We start from the raw sequence: 23610 nt of genomic DNA on the forward strand, positions 1-23610 counted from the left end.
GGCCGACGGACGAGGGGACTGTCACGCGGCGTCCCCCTCGGAGTTCGCTCCGCTGCTCACGGGGCCGCCCTTCACGTAGGACTCGTAGCCCTCTTCCTCCAGCTTGTCCGCCAGCTCGGCGCCGCCGGACTCGGCGATCCGGCCCTGCGCGAAGACATGCACGAAGTCGGGCTTGATGTAGCGCAGGATGCGCGTGTAGTGGGTGATCAGCAGGGTGCCGACCTCGCCGCTCTCGCGGACCCGGTTGACGCCCTCGGAGACGACCCGCAGCGCGTCGACGTCGAGGCCGGAGTCGGTCTCGTCGAGGATCGCGATCTTCGGCTTGAGCAGTTCGAGCTGAAGGATCTCGTGGCGCTTCTTCTCGCCGCCGGAGAAGCCCTCGTTGACATTGCGCTCGGCGAAGGCGGGGTCCATCTGAAGGCGTTCCATCGTCTCGCGGACCTCCTTCACCCAGGTGCGCAGCTTGGGCGCCTCGCCGCGGATCGCGGTGGCCGAGGTGCGCAGGAAGTTGGAGACGGAGACGCCGGGGACCTCGACCGGGTACTGCATGGCGAGGAAGAGACCGGCGCGGGCCCGCTCGTCCACGGTCATCGCCAGCACGTCCTCACCGTCGAGGGTGACGGTGCCGCCGGTGATCGTGTACTTGGGGTGGCCCGCGAGCGAGTACGCCAGGGTGGACTTGCCGGAGCCGTTGGGGCCCATGATGGCGTGGGTCTCACCCTGCTTCACGGTCAGGTCGACGCCGCGCAGGATCTCGCGGGGGCCGTTCTCGGCTTCGACGGTGACGTGCAGGTCGGTGATTTCAAGCGTTGCCATGGGTGCCTCAGGACTCCTGGGTGACGGAGACGAGCACGTCGTCCCCAACGATCTTTACGGGGTATACGGGGACCGGCCGCGTGGCCGGCAGCCCGGACGGCTTGCCGGTGCGCAGGTCGAAACTGGAACCGTGCAGCCAGCACTCGATCTGGCAGTCCTCGACCTCGCCCTCGGAGAGCGAGACGTTCGCGTGCGAGCAGATGTCGTTGATGGCGAACACCTCGCCCGCGGTGCGGACCACGGACACCGGGACGCCGTCCAGCTCGACCCGGCGGGGGGTGTCCTCCTCCAGGTCGCTGGCGGCGCAGGCGCGGACGAATCCGACCGTGCCGTTGTCGACGCTCATCAGACGGACGCCTCCAGCTCGGCGTCGATCTTGGTCATCAGCCGCTCTTCGAGGTCGGCGAGTCCGATCTGCTGGACCAGTTCGCCGAAGAAGCCGCGGACGACCAGGCGGCGGGCCTCGTCGGAGCGGATGCCGCGGGACTGGAGGTAGAAGAGCTGCTCGTCGTCGAAGCGGCCGGTCGCCGAGGCGTGGCCGGCGCCGACGATCTCGCCGGTCTCGATCTCCAGGTTGGGGACCGAGTCGACCCGCGCGCCGTCGGTGAGCACCAGGTTGCGGTTGAGCTCGTAGGTGTCGGTGCCCTCGGCCTCCGCCCTGATGAGCACGTCGCCGATCCACACCGCGTGCGCGTCCTGCCCCTGGAGCGCGCCCTTGTACGTGACGTTGCTGCGGCAGTGCGGGGTGTCGTGGTCGATGAAGAGCCGGTGCTCCTGGTGCTGGCCCTCGTCGGTGAAGTACAGGCCGAACAGCTCGGCCTCGCCGCCGGGGGCGCCGTAGATCACCCGCGGGTGCAGCCGGACCAGGTCGCCGCCGAAGGTGACGACCACCGACTTGAAGGTGGCGTCGCGGCCGACCAGCGCGGTGTGCTGGGCGACGTGCACGGCGGTGTCGTCCCAGTCCTGGATCGAGACGACGGTGACCTTGGCGCCGTCGCCGACCAGGACCTCCACGTTGGCGGCGAAGGTGCCGTCACCGGTGTGGTCGATGACGACCACGGCCTCGGCGAAGGCGCCGACCTCGATCACCTGGTGGCCGTAGACCGTGCCGCCCTCGCCGTGGACGGCGATCCGGACCGGCTCGGTGAGGACGGTGTCCTTGGGGATCGAGACGACCGAGGCCTTCTCGAAGGCGCTGAACGCCTGGGCGGTGACGCGGTCGGCGGGCTTGCCCGCCTTGCCGACGCGGGCGTCGGTGCGGTCCACGGTCTCCACGGTGACGCCCTCGGGCGCGGTCACCTCGACCCGGAGGGCGCCGGTGGCCTCGGCGGTGCCGTCGTGCAGGCCGCGCAGCCGCTCCAGCGGAGTGAAGCGCCACTCCTCCTCGCGGCCGTGCGGCACCGGGAAGTCGGCCACGTCGTACGACGGGGCCGCGCTGACCCGGGCGTCGGCGGGATGGCCCACCGTGATGGCACCGTCCGTGGTGCTGCCCGCAGGGGTGTTGTCAGCCATGGCTGTGCTGGTGCTCGCTTTCTGCCTTATTGTGTCCGGCCGGGGGGATGGTGGACGAGGAAGCCGTCGCGGTCAGCCGACCGAGCCTTCCATCTGGAGCTCGATCAGCCGGTTCAGCTCCAGGGCGTACTCCATGGGGAGTTCCTTGGCGATCGGCTCGACGAAGCCGCGCACGATCATCGCCATGGCCTCGAACTCGGTCATGCCGCGGCTCATCAGGTAGAAGAGCTGGTCGTCGGAGACCTTGGAGACGGTCGCCTCGTGACCCATCGACACGTCGTCCTCGCGGACGTCGACGTAGGGGTACGTGTCCGAGCGCGAGATGGTGTCGATCAGCAGCGCGTCGCACAGCACGTTGGACTTGGCGCCCGACGAGCCCTCGCCGATCTCGATCAGACCGCGGTAGGACGTCCGGCCGCCGCCGCGGGCCACCGACTTGGAGACGATGTTGGACGACGTGTTCGGCGCCATGTGCACCATCTTCGCGCCCGCGTCCTGGTGCTGGCCCTCGCCCGCGAAGGCGATGGACAGCGTCTCGCCCTTGGCGTGCTCGCCCATCAGGTAGACGGCCGGGTACTTCATGGTCACCTTGGAGCCGATGTTGCCGTCGACCCACTCCATCGTGGCGCCCTCGTAGGCGACCGCGCGCTTGGTGACCAGGTTGTACACGTTGTTCGACCAGTTCTGGATGGTCGTGTAACGGCAGCGGCCACCCTTCTTCACGATGATCTCGACGACCGCGGAGTGCAGCGAGTCCGACTTGTAGATCGGCGCGGTGCAGCCCTCGACGTAGTGGACGTACGCGTCCTCGTCGACGATGATCAGCGTCCGCTCGAACTGGCCCATGTTCTCGGTGTTGATCCGGAAGTAGGCCTGGAGCGGGATGTCGACGTGCACGCCCTTCGGCACGTAGATGAAGGAGCCGCCGGACCACACCGCGGTGTTCAGCGAGGCGAACTTGTTGTCGCCCGCCGGGATGACCGTGCCGTAGTACTCCTGGAACAGCTCCGGGTGCTGCTTGAGCGCGGTGTCGGTGTCGAGGAAGATGACGCCCTGCTCCTCCAGGTCCTCACGGATCTGGTGGTAGACGACCTCGGACTCGTACTGCGCGGCGACACCGGCGACCAGCCGCTGCTTCTCGGCCTCGGGGATGCCGAGCTTGTCGTAGGTGTTCTTGATGTCCTCGGGCAGGTCCTCCCAGGACTCCGCCTGCTTCTCCGTGGACCGCACGAAGTACTTGATGTTGTCGAAGTCGATGCCCGACAGATCCGAGCCCCAGGTGGGCATGGGCTTCTTGCCGAAGAGCTTGAGGCCCTTCAGCCGCATCTTCAGCATCCACTCGGGCTCGGACTTCTTCTGCGAGATGTCACGGACGACGGCCTCGGACAGGCCGCGCTTGGCCGCGGCGCCGGCCACGTCCGAGTCGGCCCAGCCGTACTCGTACGTACCGATGCCCTCGAGCTCCGGGTGAGTGGTCTCCGTGGGAGCAGTCATGCGGGGTTCCTCCCGGACGTGCTGGCAGATGCTGTGGGATCTTCGGGTGAGTTCTGGGGTGGGTCCGACGGGGTCCCCGGTGGTGTGTCAGGTGGGGCTCCCGACGGGATGGTGCTCGCGTGGTTGACCTGCGGGATGAACGTGGTGCACACCCCGTCGCCGTGGGCGATGGTGGCCAGCCGCTGGACATGCGTCCCGAGCAGGCGGGAGAAGACCTCGGCCTCCGCCTCGCAGAGCTGCGGGAACTGCTCGGCGGTGTGGGCCACCGGGCAGTGGTGCTGGCAAAGCTGCTCCCCGGCGGGGCCGGGGGCGCTTCGAGCCGTAGCAGCGTACCCGTCCGCGGACAGCGCCTGGGCCAGCGCGCGCGCGCGGTCCTCGGGCGCCGCCGCCTCGACGATGGGGCGGTACCGCTCGGCCTGGTCGGCCACCCGGGCGCGGGCGAAGGCCGACACCGCGGCCTCGCCGCTCTCGCCGCCGCCCGCGGACCTGGCGATCCAGTGCAGGGCGTCGGCGGCGAGCTGGTCGTACGCCTGGTCGAACGCGTCACGACCACAGTCGGTGAGCGCGAAGACCTTGGCGGGCCTGCCGCGGCCACGGTGGCCGTAGACCCGCTGGTCACGCGGCTCCACGACATTGTCCGCGTGCAGTGCGTCCAGATGGCGGCGGACGGCGGCCTGCGTGAGGCCGAGCCGTTCCGCCAGGTCGGCCGCGGTGGAAGGTCCGTGGTCCAGGATGGACCGGGCGACCCGGTTGCGGGTGCGCCGCTCCCCGGTCGTCTGCTCCTCCGCCGCCCTCCGGGCAGCACTGGTCCCGTATTCCACAACACCATTGTTGCGTAATTCCTCAGGAGCAGGCAAGCCGCGCCGGTCGCGATCACGGTGGGCTGCGTCACTTAGGGTTACCTAACCATGGGCGGTACGAGGCCGACCCGGAGCGGAGCGGGGAGCGCTTCGCGGGACCCGGGCACGGCCGGTCCTGCGCCGTCCCTAGACTCACAGCATGCGAAACGAGCCCGCGGTCGAGGTGACCGGTCTGGTCAAACGGTACGGGACAAGGACCGCGGTGGACGGCCTCGACCTGACCGTGGCCCGCGGCGGCGTCACAGCGGTGCTCGGCCCCAACGGCGCGGGCAAGACCACCACCGTCGAGGTCTGCGAGGGCTACCGGCGGCCGGACGGCGGCACCGTACGGGTCCTCGGTCTCGACCCGGCCGCGCGCGGCGCGCAACTGCGGCCCCGGATCGGCGTGATGCTCCAGTCCGGCGGTGTGTACCCCGGCGCGCGCGCCGAGGAGATGCTGCGGCACACCGCGACCCTGCACGCCGACCCCGTCGACCCGGCGCTGCTGATCGAACGGCTCGGTCTGGAGTCCTGCGGTCGCACCACCTACCGCCGGCTGTCCGGCGGCCAGCAGCAGCGCCTCGCGCTCGCCATGGCCGTCGTCGGCCGCCCCGAACTGGTCTTCCTCGACGAGCCCACCGCCGGTCTCGACCCGCAGGCCAGGCACGCGACCTGGGATCTCGTACGGGAGCTGCGCGCGGACGGCGTCACGATCGTGCTCACCACCCATTTCATGGACGAGGCCGAGCAGTTGGCCGACCAGGTGGTGATCATCGACGGCGGCCGGGCCATCGCCCGCGGCACCCCGGACGAGCTGTGCCGCGGCGGCGCGGAGAACACGCTGCGCTTCTCGGGACGCCCGGGGCTCGACCTGGTCTCGCTGCTCAACGCGCTGCCCGCCGACACCGCCGCGGCGGAACTGACCCCGGGCAACTACCGCATCGAGGGCAAGGTCGACCCCCAACTGCTGGCCACCGTCACCTCCTGGTGCGCCCAGCACGGCGTCCTCCCCGACCGCCTCTCGGTCGAGCGCCGCACCCTGGAGGACGTCTTCTTGGAGCTGACCGGCAAGGAGCTGCGCGGATGAGGAACCTGGCGGGCATGAAGGAGCTGCGCGGATGAGGAACCTGGCGGGCATGAAGGAGCTGCGCGGATGAGCGCCGAAGTGAGCGCCCCGACCGGGACCGGCGTCTTCGCCCCCGCCCCCGGAGCCGCGCCGCTCCCCCGGATGATCCGGGCCCAGGCGGCGCTGGAGACCAGGATGCTGCTGCGCAACGGCGAGCAGCTGCTGCTCACCGTGATCATCCCGGCGCTGCTGCTGGTGCTGTTCAGCGCCGTCGACATCGTGGACACCGGGGCGGGCAAGTCGGTGGACTTCCTGGCCCCCGGCATCCTCGCGCTCGCGGTGCTGTCCACCGCGTTCACCGGCCAGGCCATCGCCACCGGCTTCGAGCGGCGTTACGGCGTGCTCAAGCGCCTCGGCGCCTCGCCGCTGCCGCGCTGGGCGCTGATGACGGCGAAGACCTGCTCGGTGCTGGTCACCGAGGCGTTGCAGATCGCGCTGCTGGTGGTGATCGCCTTCGCGCTGGGCTGGTCGCCGCACGGCAACCCCTTCGCCGTCGTGCTGCTGCTCCTGCTTGGCACCGCCGCCTTCTCCGGGCTCGGGCTGCTGATGGCGGGCACGCTGAAGGCCGAGGCGACACTGGCCGCGGCGAATCTGGTCTTCATCCTGCTGCTGGTCGCGGGCGGCGTGATCGTGCCGCTGAGCAAGTTCTCCGGCGGCGTCCAGTCGGTCCTGAGGCTGCTGCCGATCTCGGCGCTGTCCGACGGGCTGCGGGACGTGCTCCAGCACGGCGCCTCGATGCCCTGGGGCGACCTGGGCATCCTCGCCGTCTGGGCGGTCGTCGGGCTGGCTCTGGCGGCCCGCTTCTTCCGCTGGGAGTAGCCGCCCTCACCCGCCCGCGGCCGGGATGCAGTCGGTGAACCGTACGAAGTCCCGGCCCTGCCCCTCGTCCAGCGCCAGGAACGCGGCCGGCGGGTGCGAGCCGAAGCGGCACATGTCGTAGCGCACGCACACCGGCGGATTGGCGTTCGCCGCCGTACGGAACTGGTGCGCGCCGACGAGCTGGCAGGAGTCGTAGCGGACCAGCGGGCCGTTGGCGCCGATCGTGTAGCGGTGGGCGCGCAGGTCGTCGGAGAAGTCCTTGAAGGCGTGCGCGGTGTCGTCGCAGTCGTTGAAGTGGACGGTGCCGCGGTTCCACGCGCAGTCGATGACGACGACCGAGGGGTCGCGCAGTTCGAAGCGGATGTCCTCGGCGTGGAAGCGCTGGGCGCCGTCGAAGTGCGAGGCGCGCGGGAAGCGGAAGAAGGCGCTCTCGAAGCCGTAGTCGGGGTGCGGGGTGGGGCGGCGCCCGGTGATGATGTAGCTGCCCGCGCGGCAGGTGACGGACCCGCCGTAGGGGAACTCCAGGAAGTTGCCCCACTCGTAGGTGACGTTCATGTCGGTGAACCAGTAGTTGAGGAACTGGTCCTGCTGCTCCAGGTTCTTGGAGTTCAGCGACAGCCCCGAGTAGAGGAACGCCTTGCGGTAGGCGCCGCCGACCCGGCACGCCTCCCAGCGCATCTCGGAGTTGGTGTTGCTGCCGTCGAGCGCGAGCCCGTACTCCCACTCCCCCATCCACTCGCAGTCCGAGAAGCGGTAGTTCGCGGCGCCGCCGGTCGAGTACGAGTAGAAGAAGGACGCGCCGGGCGTGGCGGAGGTGAAGCGCAGACCCTCGAAGGAGATGTTCTGCCAGGTGTCGATGTTGCGGCACAGATAGGCGTCGGACGCGTTCGGCGGGTCGAAGACGATGTCGCTGATCCGCAGCCCCGCGCCCCGGAACCGCAGCCCGTTGACCTGCCGGGTGGGCTTGTTGGCGTCGATGAAGGCGTACGGCTTGGTGATCCGGAACACACCGGGCGGCACGTCGATGACGGTACGGCCGGTGCCGCCGTCCGCGCGCGACTCGGCGTAGGCGTACGCGGCGGCGAAGGCGGCGCTGTCGTCGGTGTGGCCGTCGCCCTTGGCGCCGAAGTCGGCCACGACGTCGACGTATCCGGGGTGGTTCGCGGGCCCCGGGTGCGCGGGGTCCGCGGTGTCGGCCGCCGAGGAGTCCCAGGCGCCGCCCGCGTAGGCGGCGAGGCCCGTCCCCGCGAGGGCGGCTGCCGCGCCTCCGTAGAGCAGGTGCCTGCGGTTGACGGTCTCACGGTGTTCGCCGGTCATACGGCGCCTCCCGTCGTCGGTCCCCGTGCGTGAGCCCCGATGGTAGGGCCGTACCACCGGGTTCGGGTGGTTTCGGGGCGATCGGATCCGGCGCGTACACACCCCTCGTGAAAGCGTGCACAAGCGTGCCGCCTACCATGGGCGCGTGCCGAAGCTTCTCGAACTCGTGCGAAACCCCCTCGCCGCCATCGCAGAGCGGTGGACCCCGTCCCCCGCCACGGTCCGCAGGGCGACCCTGTCCGCGCTGGTCATGTCGGTCGTCATCGTGGTCACCGGCGGTGCGGTACGGCTGACCGGTTCCGGCCTCGGCTGCCCCACCGCGCCCCGCTGCGTGGGCGACAGTTGGGTGCCCACCTCGGCGATGGGCGTACACGGGGCGATTGAGTTCACCAACCGCATGCTGACGTACGTTCTCTGCGCCGCCGTCGGCTGGGCCATCATCGCGGTGCGGTCGCAGAAGCCGTACCGGCGCAGTCTGACCCGGCTCGGCTGGGCGCAGTTCTGGATGGTCGTGGCGAACGCGGTGCTGGGCGCCTTCACCGTGCTCACCGGGCTCAACCCGTACACCGTGTGCGTGCACTTCCTGCTGGCGTTCGTGCTGATCACCATCGCCGTGGTGATGTGGCGGCGGACCGCGGAGGGCGACAGCGCGCCGAGTCCGCTGGTCGGCAAGCCGGTGCAGCAGCTCGGCTGGATTCTGACCTGTGCGACCGGGCTGCTGGTCGCGGTGGGCACCGTCGTGACCGGCGCGGGGCCGCACGCGGGCGACTCCAGCGATGTGCACCGCGTCCCGGTGGACTGGAAGTCGGTGGCGCAACTGCACGCGGATCTCGCGTGGGTGGTGGTCGCGCTGACCGTCGCGCTGTGGTTCGTGCTGCGCGCGGTGGACGCGCCGGTCGGGCCGCGCAACAGCGCCCGCGACCTCTTCCTGGTGCTGATGTCCCAGGGCGTGATCGGCTACGTCCAGTACTTCACCGATCTGCCGGAGGCCGTCGTCGGCCTGCACATGTTCGGCGCGGCCATCGTGTGGATCGCGGTGCTGCGGGTGCTGCTGTCGATGCGCGAGCGGGCCGTCGACGTGCCCGACGCCACCGTGCCGGGGCCCGCGCAGGCCGGGTCAACGCTGAGCGTCGGCGTCTGACCCCTCAGGACCCGTCCACCGGTCCGCGTCGGCGGCCGGGTCGGGGCGGAAGACCCGGCGGGCGTTCCCGCCGCCGACCAGCGCGCTGACCCTGCGGCCGTCCGCGGCCGACCAGTCGCCGCCGGCCACCCGCTCGCCGACGAACCGGCCGAGCGCCGCGCCGAAGGTCCGCACCCCGGTCACGTACAGCTCGGGCAGCGCCACGGCGCCGCTGGCGTACAGCACCTTCGCGAAGGGCACCCGGTCGAGCACCGCCGCCGGTCCGGCGCCGAGCGCCACATGCACATGCGGGAGTACGGCCGCCAGGTCGGCCGCCGCGCCCTCGTGTCCGGGCCCCGGCAGCAGCACCACCTCGGTGCCCAGGCCCGCGGTGGCCCGCAGGAATCCCCCGGCCGCCGAGGGTCCCGCCCCGCCCGCGCCGTGCCGCAGCGTCAGCGGCACGCCGGTCGCCACCGCGTTCCACAGCAGATGGCGCAGGAGTACGGGGTCGGCGGGGCGCTCGCCGCCCGGCCGCCGGGCGAGCCAGTCGGCGGCGGCGTACCGCACGTGCGCGGTGTCCGGCGGTCCGGTGCCCAGCGCGTGGTCGGCGCCCGCGCGGAAGGGTCCGCCGTGCGGGCGGTCGGCGCAGGAGAAGCCGACCGTGTCGAGCGCGGCGGTGTGCACGGCCTCGGCGAGGTTGGCCAGGAAGCCGTCGACCGTGCCCGAGGTGTCGGCGACCTGCTGGGCCAGCGGTTCGAGGCGGACGATCTCGTGGGCCGCCGCGCCGCCCGCCGCGCCCAGCTCCTTGGGCGATGTGAGGTCGCCGGGCTCCCCGGTGTCGACGAGATACGCCTCGATGCCGGTGGCGCGCAGCAGCAGCCGGGTCGCCTCGTACGCGCCCAGCTCGCGGCGGCGGGCCAGGTAGCGGGCCGGGGAGCAGTGCGGTTCGAGGCCGAGCAGCGGCGCGCACCAGCGGCGCACCGCGAAGCCGGTGGGGCTGTCGAAGAGGGTGGTGTGCGGCGCGGCGACGCCGGGCAGCCGCGCCTCGAACGCGCCGAGGCCGAGGTCGCCGGGGAGCACCCCGTGGCAGTACGCGTCCACGAGGTGTGTCAGGTCCCCGGTCATCCGCCCGCTCCCTCGCCGTCGTTCCCGGTCTCCCGGCCTCCTGGCTTAACGGACGAGGGCGCCGTCAGGTGTGGGCGCGGCGGCGGTCAGGTGTTGGCCGGGCCGCCGATCTGCATCCCGGCCATCCGGGTCCACTCGTACGGGCCGGTGCGGACCCGGCCCGCGAACTCCCCGTCGAAGTCCTCGTGGACGGTGACGCCCGCGTCGGCGACGGCCGCCCGCGCCATGGCGTACGTCGGTGCGACGAGGTCGCCCCAGGCGCCGTCCGGCGCGACGAGCACGATGCGCGCGCCGCGCTCACCGATGTACGCGATGTTCGCCTCGGCGGCGCCGCCGTGCTTCTTGCCGAAGGCGTCGATCTGCCGGACGAGCCGGGCGGTGCGTCGCGCCTCGCGCGGGTTCTCCTGAACCGTGTCATCAGCCATACCGCTGATGCTACTTCCCGGTAACCGCCGAGGGCACCCCGCCGGAGGCGGCTCAGTGCAGGAAGGGGTCGACCGCCACCGCGACGAACAGCAGGGTCGCGTAGGTGATGGACCAGTGGAAGAGCCGCATCTCCTTGAGCTTCGCGCCGGTGACGCCCGCCTTGGCGCGGGCGTGCAGGCCGTGCGCCTCCTTGAGCCAGAACGCGCCGAGTACGGCCGCGACCACCGGGTAGAACCAGGAGGTCTCGCCCAGCGGCCACCACAGTGCCAGGGAGGTGATCACCATCACCCAGCTGTAGAGGACGATCTGCCGGGCCACGACCTGGTTGCCCGCGACGACCGGCAGCATCGGGACGCCGACCCGCTCGTAGTCGTCCTTGACCTTCATCGACAGCGGCCAGTAGTGCGGCGGCGTCCAGAAGAAGAGGACGAGGAAGAGGACGAAGGGCGCCCAGGCCAGCTCGTCGCGCACGGCGGACCAGCCGATGAAGACCTGGAGACAGCCCGCGACCCCGCCCCAGACGATGTTCTGCGCGGTACGCCGTTTGAGACCGAGGGTGTAGACGAAGACGTAATAGAGGATGGCCGTCAGCGACAGCCCGGCGGACAGCGGATTGACCAGCGTCCAGAACCAGACCGTCGAGACGACGGAGAGCGTGATGCCGAAGACGAGTCCTTCGCGCGGCGACACCAGACCGGTCACCAGCGGACGCTGCTCCGTACGGTGCATCAGCGCGTCGATGTCGCGGTCGATGTACATGTTCAGCGCGTTCGCACCGCCGGCCGACAGATAGCCGCCGACCACCGTGGCGATCACGAGCCACAGATCGGGCACCCCGCCGGCGGCGAGGAACATCACCGGAACCGTCGTGATGAGCAGTAGTTCGATGATCCGCGGCTTGGTCAGCGCCACGAAGCCCATCACACGGGCTCCGAACGGGCGGTGACCGGAGGAGCCCGTCCCGATGACCCCAGCGGGTCGGGATTCGACGGCCGTCACGAACACCCCAAGAGAAGAGATGAAGTCCAGCAAGTCCGGTCACCTGCGGAGGCGCGGGACCCGGTGAGACTTGCGCGTACCACGCCACTCTAGACGCAGGGAATACTCCGTCCGCTTTTGGGGGGTGGAGAGTGTCGCTCGACCCGGTTCACCAGGCGTTCACCGCGTTCAGGAGGCGAAGACCGGCGTACCGGGGCAGGATCGAAAAGGTGAGCGCCTGTACGGCGGTAGGCTCGACAACGCCGGGTAGGCACCACGTCACCGGCGTTTTCAACATGTGGACAAGCATGTGGAGAGGAGCCCTGACCCAGGGTGAGCAAGCAGCCGACCACCACAGACCTCGAGTGGACCGATCTGGACCGGCGGGCCGTTGACACCGCCCGCGTCCTGGCCATGGATTCCGTGCAGAAGGTCGGCAACGGCCATCCCGGCACGGCGATGAGCCTGGCCCCGGCGGCCTATCTGCTGTTCCAGAAGGTCATGCGGCACGACCCGGCGGACGCCGACTGGGTCGGCCGGGACCGCTTCGTGCTCTCCGCGGGGCACTCCAGCATGACCCTCTACACGCAGCTCTACTTCGCCGGTTACGGCCTGGAGCTGGCCGATCTGGAGGCGCTGCGGACCTGGGGTTCGCAGACCCCCGGCCACCCGGAGTACGGCCACACCAGGGGCGTCGAGACGACGACCGGGCCGCTCGGCCAGGGCGTCGCGAACGCGGTCGGCATGGCGATGGCGTCCCGTTACGAGCGCGGCCTGTTCGACCCGGACGCGGCGGCCGGCACCTCGCCGTTCGACCACACCATCTGGGCCGTCGCCGGTGACGGCTGCCTCCAGGAGGGCATCTCCGCCGAGGCGTCCTCGATGGCCGGTCACCAGAAGCTCGGCAATCTCGTCCTGCTCTGGGACGACAATCACATCTCCATCGAGGGCGACACCGAGACCGCCGTCTCCGAGGACACCGTCAAGCGGTACGAGGCGTACGGCTGGCACGTCCAGCGCGTCACTCCGCTGGAGAACGGCGACCTCGACGTGCACGCCCTGCACGCCGCGATGCTCGCCGCGAAGGCCGAGACCGAGCGCCCGTCGTTCATCGCGGTCCGCTCGATCATCGGCTGGCCCGCGCCGAACAAGCAGAACACCGGCGCCGCGCACGGTTCGGCGCTCGGCGAGGACGAGGTGCGCGCCACCAAGGAGATCCTGGGCTTCGACCCGGACAAGCACTTCGACGTGGCCGAGGACGTCATCACGCACACGCGTGCGGTCGGCGACCGCGGCCGCGAGGCCAAGGCGGAGTGGGAGAAGTCCTTCGCCGCCTGGCGGACCGCCAACCCCGAGCACGCGGCGACGTACGACCGGATCGAGGCCGCCGAGCTGCCCGAGGGCTGGGAGCAGCACATCCCCGCCTTCGAGACCGGCTCCTCGCTCGCCACCCGCGCCGCGTCCGGCAAGGTCCTGGAGGCGCTGGGCCCGGTCATCCCCGAGCTGTGGGGCGGCTCCGCCGACCTCGCCGGGTCGAACAACACGACGATCGACAAGAATTCGTCGTTCCTGCCGACGGGCAACCCGCTGCCGGGCGCCGACCCGTACGGCCGTACCGTGCACTTCGGTATCCGTGAGCACTCGATGGCCGCCGAGATGAACGGCATCACGCTGCACGGCAACACCCGGGTCTACGGCGGCACCTTCCTGGTCTTCTCGGACTACATGCGCAACGCGGTCCGGCTGTCCGCGCTGATGCACCTGCCGGTGACGTACGTGTGGACGCACGACTCGGTCGGTGTCGGCGAGGACGGTCCGACGCACCAGCCGGTGGAGCACCTGGCGTCGCTGCGCGCGATCCCCGGTCTCAACGTGGTGCGGCCCGCCGACGCCAACGAGACGGCCGTCGTGTGGCGCGAGGTGCTCAAGCGCTGGACGAAGGTGTTCGGCAAGGGCGCGCCGCACGGCCTGGCGCTGACCCGGCAGGGCGTGCCCACGTACGAGCGCAACGAGGACGCGGCGCGCGGCGGTTATGTGATGTTCGACGCGACGGACGCCGACGGCGCGGCGACCGCGCCGCAGGTCGTCATCATCGGCACCGGTTCCGAGGTGCAGCTCGCGGTGGGCGCGCGTGAGCAGCTCCAGGCGGCCGGGGTGCCGACCCGCGTGGTGTCGATGCCGTGCGTGGAGTGGTTCGACGAGCAGGACCAGGAGTACCGCGACAGCGTGCTGCCCAAGGACGTGAAGGCGCGGGTGGCGGTCGAGGCCGGTATCGGTCTGACCTGGCACCGCTTCGTGGGTGACGCGGGACGCATCGTCAGCCTTGAGCACTTCGGTGCCTCGGCCGACGGCAAGGTGCTCTTCCGTGAGTTCGGGTTCACCGCAGACGCGGTGGCCGCCGCGGCCCGGGAATCACTCGACGCCGTTGATCGCTGACGCAGGTAAACGACAAGTAGGAGATGCAAATCCCATGACAGACGCACTCAAGCGCCTCTCCGACGAAGGCGTCGCGATCTGGCTGGACGACCTGTCGCGCAAGCGCATCACGTCCGGCAATCTGGCCGAACTCATCGACGAGCAGCATGTGGTGGGTGTCACCACCAACCCGTCGATCTTCCAGAAGGCGATCTCCCAGGGCGACGGCTACGACCAGCAGCTCGCCGACCTCGCCGCCCGCCGGCTGACGGTCGACGAGGCGATCCGCATGATCACCACCGCGGACGTACGGGACGCGGCCGACATCCTGCGGCCGGTCTTCGACCGGACCGACGGCCAGGACGGCCGGGTCTCGATCGAGGTCGACCCGCGGCTGGCGAACAACACGAAGGCCACCGTCGCGGAGGCCAAGCAGCTCGCGTGGCTGGTCGACCGGCCGAACACGCTGATCAAGATCCCGGCGACGCCCGCGGGGCTGCCCGCGATCACCGAGGTGATCGGCAAGGGCATCAGCGTCAACGTCACGCTGATCTTCTCGCTGGAGCGCTACCGCGGTGTGATGGACGCGTACCTCTCCGGTCTGGAGAAGGCCAAGTCCGCCGGGCTCGACCTGTCGCTGATCCACTCGGTCGCCTCGTTCTTCGTGTCCCGCGTGGACACCGAGATCGACAAGCGGCTGGAGAAGCTGGGCACCGACGAGGCGAAGGCGCTCAAGGGCAAGGCGGCCGTCGCCAACGCGCGGCTGGCCTACGAGGCGTACGAGGAGGTCTTCTCCTCCGACCGCTGGCTGGCCCTGGAGAAGTCCGGCGCCAACAGGCAGCGCCCGCTGTGGGCCTCGACCGGCGTCAAGGACCCGGCCTACTCCGACACGCTGTACGTCACCGAGCTGGTCGCGCCGAACACGGTGAACACCATGCCGGAGGCCACGCTGGACGCCACCGCCGACCACGGCGAGATCACCGGCGACACCGTGACCGGCACGTACGCGCAGGCGAAGGCCGAGCTGGCCGCCGTGGCGGCGCTCGGCATCTCCTACGACGACGTCGTGCAGCTCCTGGAGGACGAGGGCGTCGAGAAGTTCGCGACGGCCTGGAACGAACTGCTGGCCTCCACCCAGGCGGAACTCGATCGGCTCGCTCCTTCGGAGGCCTGAGTTGTCCACGCTGACATCTTCGGAAGGCAACCCGCTGCGGGATCCGCTGGACCGGCGGCTGCCGCGGATCGCGGGCCCGTCCGGCCTGGTCATCTTCGGCGTGACGGGCGACCTGTCGCGCAAGAAGCTGATGCCGGCCGTGTACGACCTGGCCAACCGCGGTCTGCTGCCGCCGGGCTTCGCGCTGGTCGGCTTCGCCCGCCGCCAGTGGGAGAACGAGGACTTCGCCCAGGAGGTCCACGACGCGGTCAAGGAGCACGCGCGCACGCCCTTCCGTGAGGAGGTGTGGCAGCAGCTCGCCGAGGGCTGCCGCTTCGTGCAGGGCGACTTCGACGACGACACCGCCTTCGAGACGCTGAAGGCGACCATCGAGGAGCTGGACAAGGCGCGGGGCACGGGCGGCAACTTCGCCTTCTACCTGTCCGTACCGCCGAAGTTCTTCCCCAACGTGGTGCAGCAGCTCAAGAAGCACGGGCTGTCGGACGGCACCGGGGACTCCTGGCGGCGCGCGGTCATCGAGAAGCCGTTCGGCCACGACCTGGCGAGCGCGATGGACCTCAACCAGGTGGTGCACGAGGTCTTCCCGCCCAACGAGGTCTTCAGGATCGACCACTATCTGGGCAAGGAGACCGTCCAGAACATCCTGGCGCTGCGCTTCGCCAACACGATGTACGAGCCGATCTGGAACCGGTCGTACGTCGACCACGTCCAGATCACCATGGCCGAGGACATCGGCATCGGCGGCCGGGCCGGGTACTACGACGGCATCGGCGCCGCGCGCGACGTGATCCAGAACCACCTGCTGCAACTGCTGGCGCTGACCGCGATGGAGGAGCCCGGCTCCTTCCACCCGAAGGCGCTCACCGCGGAGAAGCTGAAGGTGCTCAGCGCGGTCGTCCTCCCCGACGACCTCGGCAAGAACACCGTGCGCGGCCAGTACGCGCACGCCTGGCAGGGCGGCGAGGAGGTGCTCGGGTACCTGGAGGAGGACGGCATCGACCCCAAGTCCAAGACCGACACCTACGCGGCCGTGAAGCTGGAGATCAACAACCGGCGCTGGGCGGGTGTGCCGTTCTACCTGCGGACCGGCAAGCGGCTGGGCCGCCGCGTCACCGAGATCGCGGTGGTCTTCAAGCGGGCGCCGTATCTGCCGTTCGAGTCCGGGGCCACCGAGGAGCTGGGGCAGAACGCCCTGGTCATCCGGGTGCAGCCGGACGAGGGCGTGACGGTGCGGTTCGGTTCGAAGGTGCCCGGCACCTCGACCGAGGTCAGGGACGTGACGATGGACTTCGCGTACGGCGAGTCCTTCACCGAGTCCAGCCCGGAGGCGTACGAGCGGCTCATCCTCGATGTGCTGCTCGGTGACGCCAACCTCTTCCCGCGCCACCAGGAGGTCGAGATCTCCTGGACGATCCTCGACCCGATCGAGGAGTACTGGGACAAGCACGGCAAGCCCGCCCAGTACGCGTCCGGCACCTGGGGACCGGTCGAGGCGGACGAGATGCTCGCACGAGACGGCAGGAGCTGGCGTCGGCCATGAAGATCGATCTGACGGACACCACGTCCGCGAAAATCAACTCGGGTCTGATCCAGGCCCGGCGGGCGATCGGCACTCCCGCGGTCGGGATGGTGCTGACCCTGGTCATCGTCACCGACGAGGGCAGTGCCTACGACTCGCTCAAGGCCGCCACCGAGGCGTCCAAGGAGCACCCGTCGCGGATCCTGGTCGTCGTCAAGCGGCCGGGCCGTTCGCCGCGGGACCGGGCGAGCGCCCGGCTCGACGCGGAGGTGCTGGTCGGCTCGGAGGCGGGCACCGGCGAGACCGTGATGCTGCGGCTGCACGGCGAGCTGGCCAACCACGCCGAGTCGGTGGTGCTGCCGCTGCTGCTGCCCGACGCCCCCGTGGTCGTCTGGTGGCCGGACAACGCGCCGGACAACGCGGCGGAGGACCCGCTGGGTCGCCTCGCGCAGCGCCGGATCACGGACGCCGCGGCGGCCGAGGACCCGGTGGCGTCGCTCGGCGTCCGCGCGGCCAGTTACTCGCCCGGCGACACCGACCTGGCCTGGACCCGGATCACCCCGTGGCGTTCGATGCTCGCGGCGGCCCTGGACCAGAAGCACTCGAAGATCACCGACGCGATCGTCGACGGCGAGGCGTACAACCCGAGTACGGAACTGCTCGCGCTGTGGCTCGCGGACCGGCTGGGTGTGCCGGTGGAGCGCAGGGTCTCCGACGGCCCCGGCATCACCGCGGTGCGGCTGGCGACGGCCGACGGCGACATCTGCCTCGACCGGGCGGACGGCGCGCTGGCGGAGCTGGCGATGCCGGGTCAGCCGGACCGGCATGTGGCGCTCAAGCGGCGTGAGACCTCCGAGCTGATCGCGGAGGAGCTGCGCCGTCTGGACCCGGACGACATATACCGCTCCACCGTGCAGTTCGGGGTCAAGCACCTGGTCAACAACCCCGGCGGCGCGGAGACGGTGAGCCCGGACGGCACCGTCACGGCGAAGGACAAGACGCCCAGCGCCGCCAAGCGGGCCGCCGTGGCCAAGAAGGCGGAGAGCGCGAAGTGAGCACGCCACAGGTGGTCGTCCACCGGGACAAGGAGCTGATGGCGCAGGCCGCGGCGGCCCGGCTGATCACCAAGGTCGTGGACGCCCAGGCCGCCCGTGGCACCGCTTCGGTGGTGCTCACGGGCGGGCGCAACGGCAACGCGCTGCTCGCCGCCCTCGCCGCGTCCCCCGCGCGTGACGCGGTGGACTGGGCGCACCTGGACCTGTGGTGGGGCGACGAGCGGTTCGAGCCGGACGGCGACCCGGAGCGCAATGTCACGCAGGCCCGCGCGGAGCTGCTGGACGCGGTCCCGGTCGATCCGTCGCGGGTGCACGCCATGCCCGCCTCGGACGGGCCGTACGCCGACGCCGACGAGGCGGCCGAGGCGTACGCGGCGGAGCTGGCCGCGGCGGCGGGTCCCGAGGACCGGCTGCGGGTGCCGGCCTTCGACGTGCTGATGCTGGGGGTGGGGCCCGACACGCATGTGGCGTCGCTCTTCCCCGAGCACCCCGCGGTGCGGGAGAGCGAGCGGACGGTCGTCGGTGTGCACGGCGCTCCGAAGCCGCCGCCGACCAGGATCTCGCTGACGCTGCCCGCGATCCGCGCAGCCCGCGAGGTGTGGCTGCTGGCGGCGGGCGAGGACAAGGCTTCGGCGGTGGCCCTGGCGCTGTCGTCCCCGGGTGAGTTGCAGGCGCCCGCCTCGGGCGCCTACGGGCGGTCCAGGACCCTGTGGCTGCTGGACCGGACCGCGGCGGCCAAGCTCCCGCCGCAGCTGTATCCGCCGGCCTCGTCGTAGGCCGTCCGAGCGGCCCTCGGCCTGGTCGCTCGCCACCGCGGCGGTTCACCGGATCTCCGGTGAACCGCCGCGGTGCGTGGTGCCTCAGCGACCGCGCAGCTCGCGGTACTTGGCGACCAGGGCCGTGGTGGAGGCGTCCAGGCCGGGGACGGCGGTGCCCTCGGCGAGGGCGGGCTCGACGCGCTTGGCGAGGACCTTGCCCAGCTCGACGCCCCACTGGTCGAAGGAGTCGATGTTCCAGACCGCGCCCTGGACGAACACCTTGTGCTCGTAGAGGGCGATGAGCTGGCCGAGGACGGACGGCGTCAGCTCGGTGGCCAGGATGGTGGTCGTGGGGTGGTTCCCGCGGAAGGTCTTGTGCGGGACCAGCTCCTCGGGCACGCCCTCGGCCCTGACCTCGTCCGGCGTCTTGCCGAAGGCCAGCGCCTGGGTCTGCGCGAAGAAGTTCGCCATCAGCAGGTCGTGCTGGGAGGCGAGCGGCCCGAGTTCGTCGACCGGGCGCGCGAAGCCGATGAAGTCCGCGGGGACGAGCTTGGTGCCCTGGTGCAGCAACTGGTAGTACGCGTGCTGCCCGTTGGTGCCCGGCGTGCCCCAGACGACCGGACCCGTCTGCCAGGTCACCGGGTTGCCCTGCCGGTCCACGGACTTGCCGTTGGACTCCATGTCGAGCTGCTGGAGGTAGGCGGTGAACTTGCTCAGGTAGTGGCTGTACGGCAGCACCGCGTGCGACTGCGCGTCGTGGAAACCGCCGTACCAGACGCCGAGCAGGCCGAGCAGCAGCGGGACGTTCTCCTCCGGCGGCGCGGTCCTGAAGTGCTCGTCGACCAGGTGGAATCCGGCCAGCATCTCGCGGAAGCGGTCGGGGCCGATGGCCAGCATCAAGGAGAGGCCGATGGCCGAGTCGTAGGAGTACCGGCCGCCGACCCAGTCCCAGAACTCGAACATGTTCTGGGTGTCGATGCCGAAGTCGGCGACCTTCTCCGCGTTGGTGGACAGCGCCACGAAGTGCTTGGCGACCGCGGACTCGTCGGCGCGCAGCTCGGTGAGCAGCCAGTCGCGGGCGGAGGTGGCGTTGGTGATGGTCTCGATGGTGGTGAAGGTCTTGGACGCGATGATGAACAGCGTCTCGGCCGCGTCCAGGTCGCGGACCGCCTCGTGCAGGTCGGCGCCGTCCACGTTGGACACGAAACGGACCGTCAGACCGCGGTCGGTGTAGGCGCGCAGCACCTCGTAGGCCATCGCGGGGCCGAGGTCGGAGCCGCCGATGCCGATGTTGACGACATTCCTGATCCGCTTGCCGGTGTGGCCGGTCCACTCCCCCGAGCGCACCCGGTCGCAGAAGACCTGCATCTTGTTGAGCACGGAGTGCACGGCGGGCACGACGTCCTGGCCGTCCAGCTCGATCACCGCGGAGCGCGGGGCGCGCAGAGCGGTGTGCAGGACCGCCCGGTCCTCGGTGACATTGATCCGCTCGCCGCGGAACATCGCGTCACGAAGCTCGAACACCCCGGTCGCGGCGGCCAGTTCGCGCAGCAGCCGGAGCGTCTCGTCCGTCACGAGCTGCTTGGAGTAGTCCAGGTGGAGGTCACCCACTTGGAGGGTGTAACGGCTGCCCCGCTCGGGGTCGGCCGCGAACAGATCCCGCAGGTGCGCGTCCGCCAGTTCCTCGCGGTGCTTGCCGAGCGCGTGCCATTCGGCACGCTGGTCGAGAGCCTTCGGGCCCTGCGCGTTCGTTTCGGACATCAGTCCACTTCTCCTCGTCCTCGCTGCACGCCCCACGCTAATTGATGACACGCCGGAACGAGACGAGGGCGGGCATCAGGAAGGCGTGCGGTTGGCGGCGCTGACCCGGCCGAGCAGGTCCACCGGGGTGCGTTCCTGGAGGAGCGTCACCTCACTGACGTTCCGCACCGTGCCGAGAGCGCCGGATACGGCCGTCACGGTGACCGCGGCGGGCCGAGTCCGCCGCGCCGGGGCAGCGCGGCGGACTCGGCGAGCGCGGGCGGCTCGGTGGCGCGGGAGAAGTGGCGGCGGGTCAGAAACCGCCGCGGTGCAGGCGGCCCGCGTAGCGCTCCTCCAGGACGGCGTTGCGCTCGAAGCCGCCGGGCAGATTCGCGGAGATGTAGACCGGGGCCTCGTGCCCCTCGGCGGTGAGCAGGCCCACGCACTCGGCGACGACCATCTGGACCAGCAGGGCCGAGGTGATGGTGGAGACACCGCACAGCGCGCCGCCGTCGGGCAGCGGGAGCAGGGCGTCACCGGCGGGCGCGCAGTTGTCGAGGACGGCGTCGGCGATGTCCGCGAGCCGCTTGCCGCTGGGGTGCAGAGCGGGCACGGCGCGGGTGTGGGTCAGCGAGGTGAGGGCGACCAGCGGGTGCCCCGCCTCCTTGACCTGGAGCGCCATGTCCACCACGGAGTTGTTCACACCGGAGTTGGAGACGATCACGAACAGGTCCCGCGGGTGCGGCGTCGACAGGTCGTACAGCCGCCTGGCCAGGCCGGGGGAACGTTCCAGCAGCGGGTCGTCGAGCACCGAGCGGTCCTCGCCGCCGCGCAGCACGAGGTCGGCGAGGCCGATCCGGTTGGTGGGGATCAGGCCGCCCGCGCGGCCGACGATCTCCAGGACGGTGGCCTGGGAGTGGCCGGTGCCGAAGCCGTGGATCACACCGTCGGCGGCCACGCAGTCGGCGAAGAGCCGTCCCGCGGCGGCGACGGAGTCCTTGTTGGCCGCGATGGCGCGCTCGACGGCGGCGCGCCCCTCGTCGGCGAACCGGGCGGCGCTGAGCTGTGCGTCGGCCATGGCCGAGCCCCCTTGGTGGGTCGGGTGGTGAGATCGGTGGCCGGTTCGGCTCGATCAACCATCTTTGAGATGGTCCGATGAAACAATGAACCACCCTTCGCGCCGCCGTCAAGACACCCCGGCGCCGCCGCGACCCCGCGAGGAACCCGGCCTCACCACAGGAGACCCCTCGCCCCAGAAGGCCCCGCCCTCACACCAGCGGCCCCCGGCCTCACAGCAACAGCCCGCCCTCACAGCAACAGCCGTGCCAGCGCCGCCGCCCCCACTCCCCCGTTCGCCACCGGGAAGACCCGCAGCGCGAGCCCGTCGAGCCGGGCGACGACCCGGTCGAGCAGCGGACCGCCGGGCCCGAGCAGTCCGCCGGTGAGCACCAGCGGCTCCCCCGGCCGCGGCTCCAGCGCCCGTACGGTCGCCACCAGCAGGTCGGCCGCGCCGTCCAGCAGCCGCAGCGCCACCGCGTCGCCCTCGTCCGCCGCCTCCACCGCCTGCCTGCTGAGCTGCGCGAGCCGGGCCGGCGTCTGCTCGTACGCGCTGGTCACGATGGCCTCGCTGAGATCGGCGCGCGCCTCGCCGTCGGGCAGTGGCCGTTCCGCGCCGTCCAGGCGCCCGGTGCCGCCCAGCCGCTCGTACGCGCCCGGCGGCAGATAGTGCGCGGCGACCCTGGCGACCAGCGAGGTCCAGGGGCCGCGGCCGTCCAGCGCCTCCAGCGCCGCCCGCACCGCCCGGCCGCCGAGCCAGAAGCCGCTGCCCTCGTCGCCGAGCAGCCAGCCGTGGCCGTCCACGACCGCGGAGCGGCGTCTGCCGGTGAGCCGGGTGGCGATGGCGCCGGTGCCCGCGATCAGCACCAGGCCGTCGCCGGGCGCGCCGGGCGCGGAGGCCAGCGCGACCTCGGTGTCGCCGCCGACGCCGATCGCGGCGCCCGTGATGCCGTTGGCGGCCAGCGCGTCGGCCAGACAGGACAGCGCGAGGCCGTGGCCGCGCTCGGCGCCGAGCCCTTCCGCGGCGCCCGCGAAGCCGCCGTAGACCGCGGCGACCCGCCCCCGCAGGTCGGCCGGGACCGCCTGGGCGACCGCGTCCGTCAGGTGCCGGGTCAGTTCGGCCCGGCCGACGCTCAGCGCGTTGCCCGGCCCCCCGGTGCCGCGGCCGAGCACGACGACCTCCGCCGGGCCCCCGGCCGTCTCCGGCGCCGCCTCCGCCAGATACGCGCGGCTGCTGGTACCGCCCGCGTCGATGCCGATCACAAGCGGTCGGCTGTAGATTTCACTCATTGCCACGAATGGTGGTTGATAGATTCACCCGCAGGCAAGTCCTCAAGCCGTCCAGCCGAGACGAGTCACCATGATCACCGCGTTGATCCGCTCCGAACTGCCCCGGATGTCCGGTTCCCTGCGCAAGGTGGGCGAGCTGGTGCTGGCCGACCCGGTCGCGGCGACGCACGGCTCCGCGGCCGAGCTGGGTCGGCGCACGGGCACCTCGCAGGCCACCGTCACCCGCTTCTGCCGGGCGCTCGGCCTGGACTCGTACCAGCAGCTCCTGATCGAACTGGCGCAGGAGCAGGGCCGCAGCGAGGCGGAGCCCCGTACGGCGGCGCTCGGGCCGCAGATCGGGCCCGAGGACGACCTGGAGCAGGTGATCGGGGTGGTCGCGGAGGCCGATCTGCGGGCGCTGCGGCAGACCGCCGACCGGCTGGACCGCGAGGCACTGGAACGGGCCGCGCAGACGCTCGCGAAGGCCCGCAGGATCGACGTCTACGGCGTCGGCGGCTCGGGGATCGTGGCCAGGGAGACCGAGGCGCGGCTGTACGGCATCGGCTGCGCCGCGCACGCCTGGACCGAGGTGCACGCGGCGGAGACCTCCGCGGCCCTGCTGACGCCCTCCGACGCGGTGGTGGCCATCTCGCACTCGGGCGCCACCCGGGAGGTGCTGGAGCCGCTGCGGCTGGCCGCGGAGCGCGGCGCCGTCACCGTGGCCGTCACCGGCGACCCGCGCTCGCCGATCGCCCAGGCCGCCGACGTACGCCTCACGTCCACCTCGGGCGAAACCAGCTTCAGGCGCGGCAACTTCGGCACCCGCCACTCCGTACTGCTCATCGTGGACTGCCTGTACGCCCGCGTCGCGCAACTCACCTACGAACGGGCTACGGCCTCCATCGCGTTGACGGGCCATATCGCGGACGCGCACGCGGCCCGGCCGCGCCGCCGCTGAGACGCCCGCCGCGGAGCGTGCCGTGAAAACAGAAAGCCCTCGGTCGCCGGGCGGGCTCAGAGGTCTGAGCCCGCCCGGCAACCGAGGTCCGGGA

General features: G+C 71.2%; 22 protein-coding genes. 9 read left to right on the forward strand and 13 right to left on the reverse strand.

All coding sequences use genetic code 11. From position 1 onward, the window contains the following. Nucleotides 1–21 precede the first annotated feature (21 nt). The 5 genes from sufC to ABZX65_RS03080 all read right to left on the reverse strand — a co-directional run bounded on the left by sufC (nucleotide 22) and on the right by ABZX65_RS03080 (nucleotide 4643). Complete coding sequence (gene sufC / locus ABZX65_RS03060) at nucleotides 22–816, reverse strand: Fe-S cluster assembly ATPase SufC (RefSeq protein WP_355333844.1); 795 nt, start codon at nucleotides 814–816, stop codon at nucleotides 22–24. 7 nt (nucleotides 817–823) lie between these two features. Then, complete coding sequence (locus tag ABZX65_RS03065; protein ID WP_355333847.1) at nucleotides 824–1162, reverse strand: non-heme iron oxygenase ferredoxin subunit; 339 nt, start codon at nucleotides 1160–1162, stop codon at nucleotides 824–826. Continuing rightward, complete coding sequence (gene sufD, locus ABZX65_RS03070; protein WP_355333849.1) at nucleotides 1162–2328, reverse strand: Fe-S cluster assembly protein SufD; 1167 nt, start codon at nucleotides 2326–2328, stop codon at nucleotides 1162–1164. Before sufD ends, ABZX65_RS03065 begins: the two co-directional genes overlap by 1 nt. Before the next feature lie 72 nt (nucleotides 2329–2400). Next, nucleotides 2401–3822 (reverse strand): Fe-S cluster assembly protein SufB, encoded by a 1422-nt coding sequence (gene sufB / locus ABZX65_RS03075; protein ID WP_355333852.1) that lies wholly within the window; start codon nucleotides 3820–3822, stop codon nucleotides 2401–2403. Continuing rightward, nucleotides 3819–4643, reverse strand: coding sequence for a metalloregulator ArsR/SmtB family transcription factor (locus ABZX65_RS03080; protein WP_355333855.1), 825 nt, complete (start codon nucleotides 4641–4643; stop codon nucleotides 3819–3821). Before ABZX65_RS03080 ends, sufB begins: the two co-directional genes overlap by 4 nt. Before the next feature lie 178 nt (nucleotides 4644–4821). Between ABZX65_RS03080 and ABZX65_RS03085 the strand changes: the two genes are divergently transcribed. Beyond that, a complete protein-coding gene (locus ABZX65_RS03085; protein ID WP_355333858.1) occupies nucleotides 4822–5748 on the forward strand; it encodes an ABC transporter ATP-binding protein in 927 nt (308 codons plus the stop codon). Between the two features lie 66 nt (nucleotides 5749–5814). Next, complete coding sequence (locus ABZX65_RS03090) at nucleotides 5815–6606, forward strand: ABC transporter permease (protein WP_355333860.1); 792 nt, start codon at nucleotides 5815–5817, stop codon at nucleotides 6604–6606. A gap of 6 nt (nucleotides 6607–6612) precedes the next feature. Here the strand turns inward: ABZX65_RS03090 and ABZX65_RS03095 are convergent, their stop codons facing one another. Next, entirely contained in the window at nucleotides 6613–7923 is a 1311-nt protein-coding gene (locus tag ABZX65_RS03095) for a glycosyl hydrolase family 28-related protein (protein ID WP_355333863.1), read from the reverse strand. 145 nt (nucleotides 7924–8068) lie between these two features. Here ABZX65_RS03095 and ABZX65_RS03100 point away from each other — a divergent pair, with 145 nt between their 5' ends. Further along, nucleotides 8069–9064 (forward strand): COX15/CtaA family protein, encoded by a 996-nt coding sequence (locus tag ABZX65_RS03100; RefSeq protein WP_355333865.1) that lies wholly within the window; start codon nucleotides 8069–8071, stop codon nucleotides 9062–9064. On the opposite strand, the gene ABZX65_RS03105 is transcribed toward ABZX65_RS03100, so the two are convergent. From ABZX65_RS03105 to ABZX65_RS03115, 3 genes are all read right to left on the reverse strand, one after another. Then, nucleotides 9041–10168, reverse strand: coding sequence for an amidohydrolase (locus ABZX65_RS03105; RefSeq protein WP_355333867.1), 1128 nt, complete (start codon nucleotides 10166–10168; stop codon nucleotides 9041–9043). The two genes, ABZX65_RS03100 and ABZX65_RS03105, sit on opposite strands and share 24 nt — an antisense overlap. An 86-nt stretch (nucleotides 10169–10254) precedes the next feature. Beyond that, nucleotides 10255–10593 (reverse strand): hypothetical protein, encoded by a 339-nt coding sequence (locus ABZX65_RS03110; protein WP_355333869.1) that lies wholly within the window; start codon nucleotides 10591–10593, stop codon nucleotides 10255–10257. A gap of 52 nt (nucleotides 10594–10645) precedes the next feature. Then, a complete protein-coding gene (locus ABZX65_RS03115) occupies nucleotides 10646–11593 on the reverse strand; it encodes a heme o synthase (protein ID WP_355334680.1) in 948 nt (315 codons plus the stop codon). Nucleotides 11594–11905: 312 nt separating this feature from the next. Between ABZX65_RS03115 and tkt the strand changes: the two genes are divergently transcribed. From tkt to pgl, 5 genes are read left to right on the forward strand one after another with little or no spacing between them, the layout of a single operon-like run. Further along, nucleotides 11906–14008 (forward strand): transketolase, encoded by a 2103-nt coding sequence (gene tkt / locus ABZX65_RS03120; protein WP_355333871.1) that lies wholly within the window; start codon nucleotides 11906–11908, stop codon nucleotides 14006–14008. Between the two features lie 34 nt (nucleotides 14009–14042). Continuing rightward, complete coding sequence (gene tal, locus ABZX65_RS03125; RefSeq protein ID WP_355333874.1) at nucleotides 14043–15161, forward strand: transaldolase; 1119 nt, start codon at nucleotides 14043–14045, stop codon at nucleotides 15159–15161. Between the two features lie 10 nt (nucleotides 15162–15171). Then, on the forward strand, nucleotides 15172–16701 hold the full coding sequence (zwf, locus tag ABZX65_RS03130) for a glucose-6-phosphate dehydrogenase (protein ID WP_355334683.1): 1530 nt from the start codon (nucleotides 15172–15174) through the stop codon (nucleotides 16699–16701). After that, nucleotides 16698–17735: a glucose-6-phosphate dehydrogenase assembly protein OpcA gene (gene opcA, locus ABZX65_RS03135; RefSeq protein WP_355333876.1), complete on the forward strand. Its 1038-nt coding sequence runs from the start codon at nucleotides 16698–16700 to the stop codon at nucleotides 17733–17735. Before zwf ends, opcA begins: the two co-directional genes overlap by 4 nt. Next, complete coding sequence (pgl, locus tag ABZX65_RS03140; protein WP_355333878.1) at nucleotides 17732–18511, forward strand: 6-phosphogluconolactonase; 780 nt, start codon at nucleotides 17732–17734, stop codon at nucleotides 18509–18511. The genes opcA and pgl overlap by 4 nt, the downstream gene beginning before the upstream one ends. Before the next feature lie 84 nt (nucleotides 18512–18595). On the opposite strand, the gene pgi is transcribed toward pgl, so the two are convergent. The 4 genes from pgi to ABZX65_RS03160 all read right to left on the reverse strand — a co-directional run bounded on the left by pgi (nucleotide 18596) and on the right by ABZX65_RS03160 (nucleotide 22579). Continuing rightward, nucleotides 18596–20254 carry a glucose-6-phosphate isomerase gene (gene pgi, locus ABZX65_RS03145; RefSeq protein ID WP_355333880.1) on the reverse strand — a complete coding sequence of 553 codons (1659 nt, stop codon included), beginning with the start codon at nucleotides 20252–20254 and terminating at the stop codon, nucleotides 18596–18598. Nucleotides 20255–20329: 75 nt separating this feature from the next. Next, nucleotides 20330–20452 carry a hypothetical protein gene (locus ABZX65_RS03150; RefSeq protein WP_355333882.1) on the reverse strand — a complete coding sequence of 41 codons (123 nt, stop codon included), beginning with the start codon at nucleotides 20450–20452 and terminating at the stop codon, nucleotides 20330–20332. A 94-nt stretch (nucleotides 20453–20546) separates the two neighbouring features. Further along, entirely contained in the window at nucleotides 20547–21311 is a 765-nt protein-coding gene (locus ABZX65_RS03155; RefSeq protein ID WP_355333884.1) for an SIS domain-containing protein, read from the reverse strand. A 230-nt stretch (nucleotides 21312–21541) separates the two neighbouring features. Continuing rightward, nucleotides 21542–22579: a BadF/BadG/BcrA/BcrD ATPase family protein gene (locus ABZX65_RS03160; RefSeq protein ID WP_355333887.1), complete on the reverse strand. Its 1038-nt coding sequence runs from the start codon at nucleotides 22577–22579 to the stop codon at nucleotides 21542–21544. A gap of 70 nt (nucleotides 22580–22649) precedes the next feature. Here ABZX65_RS03160 and ABZX65_RS03165 point away from each other — a divergent pair, with 70 nt between their 5' ends. Further along, nucleotides 22650–23516, forward strand: a complete 867-nt coding sequence (locus ABZX65_RS03165) for a MurR/RpiR family transcriptional regulator (RefSeq protein ID WP_188284199.1) — start codon at nucleotides 22650–22652, stop codon at nucleotides 23514–23516. Nucleotides 23517–23610 lie beyond the last annotated feature (94 nt).

This window comes from Streptomyces sp. NPDC003300 (assembly GCF_040610915.1).
Lineage (GTDB): Bacteria > Actinomycetota > Actinomycetes > Streptomycetales > Streptomycetaceae > Actinacidiphila.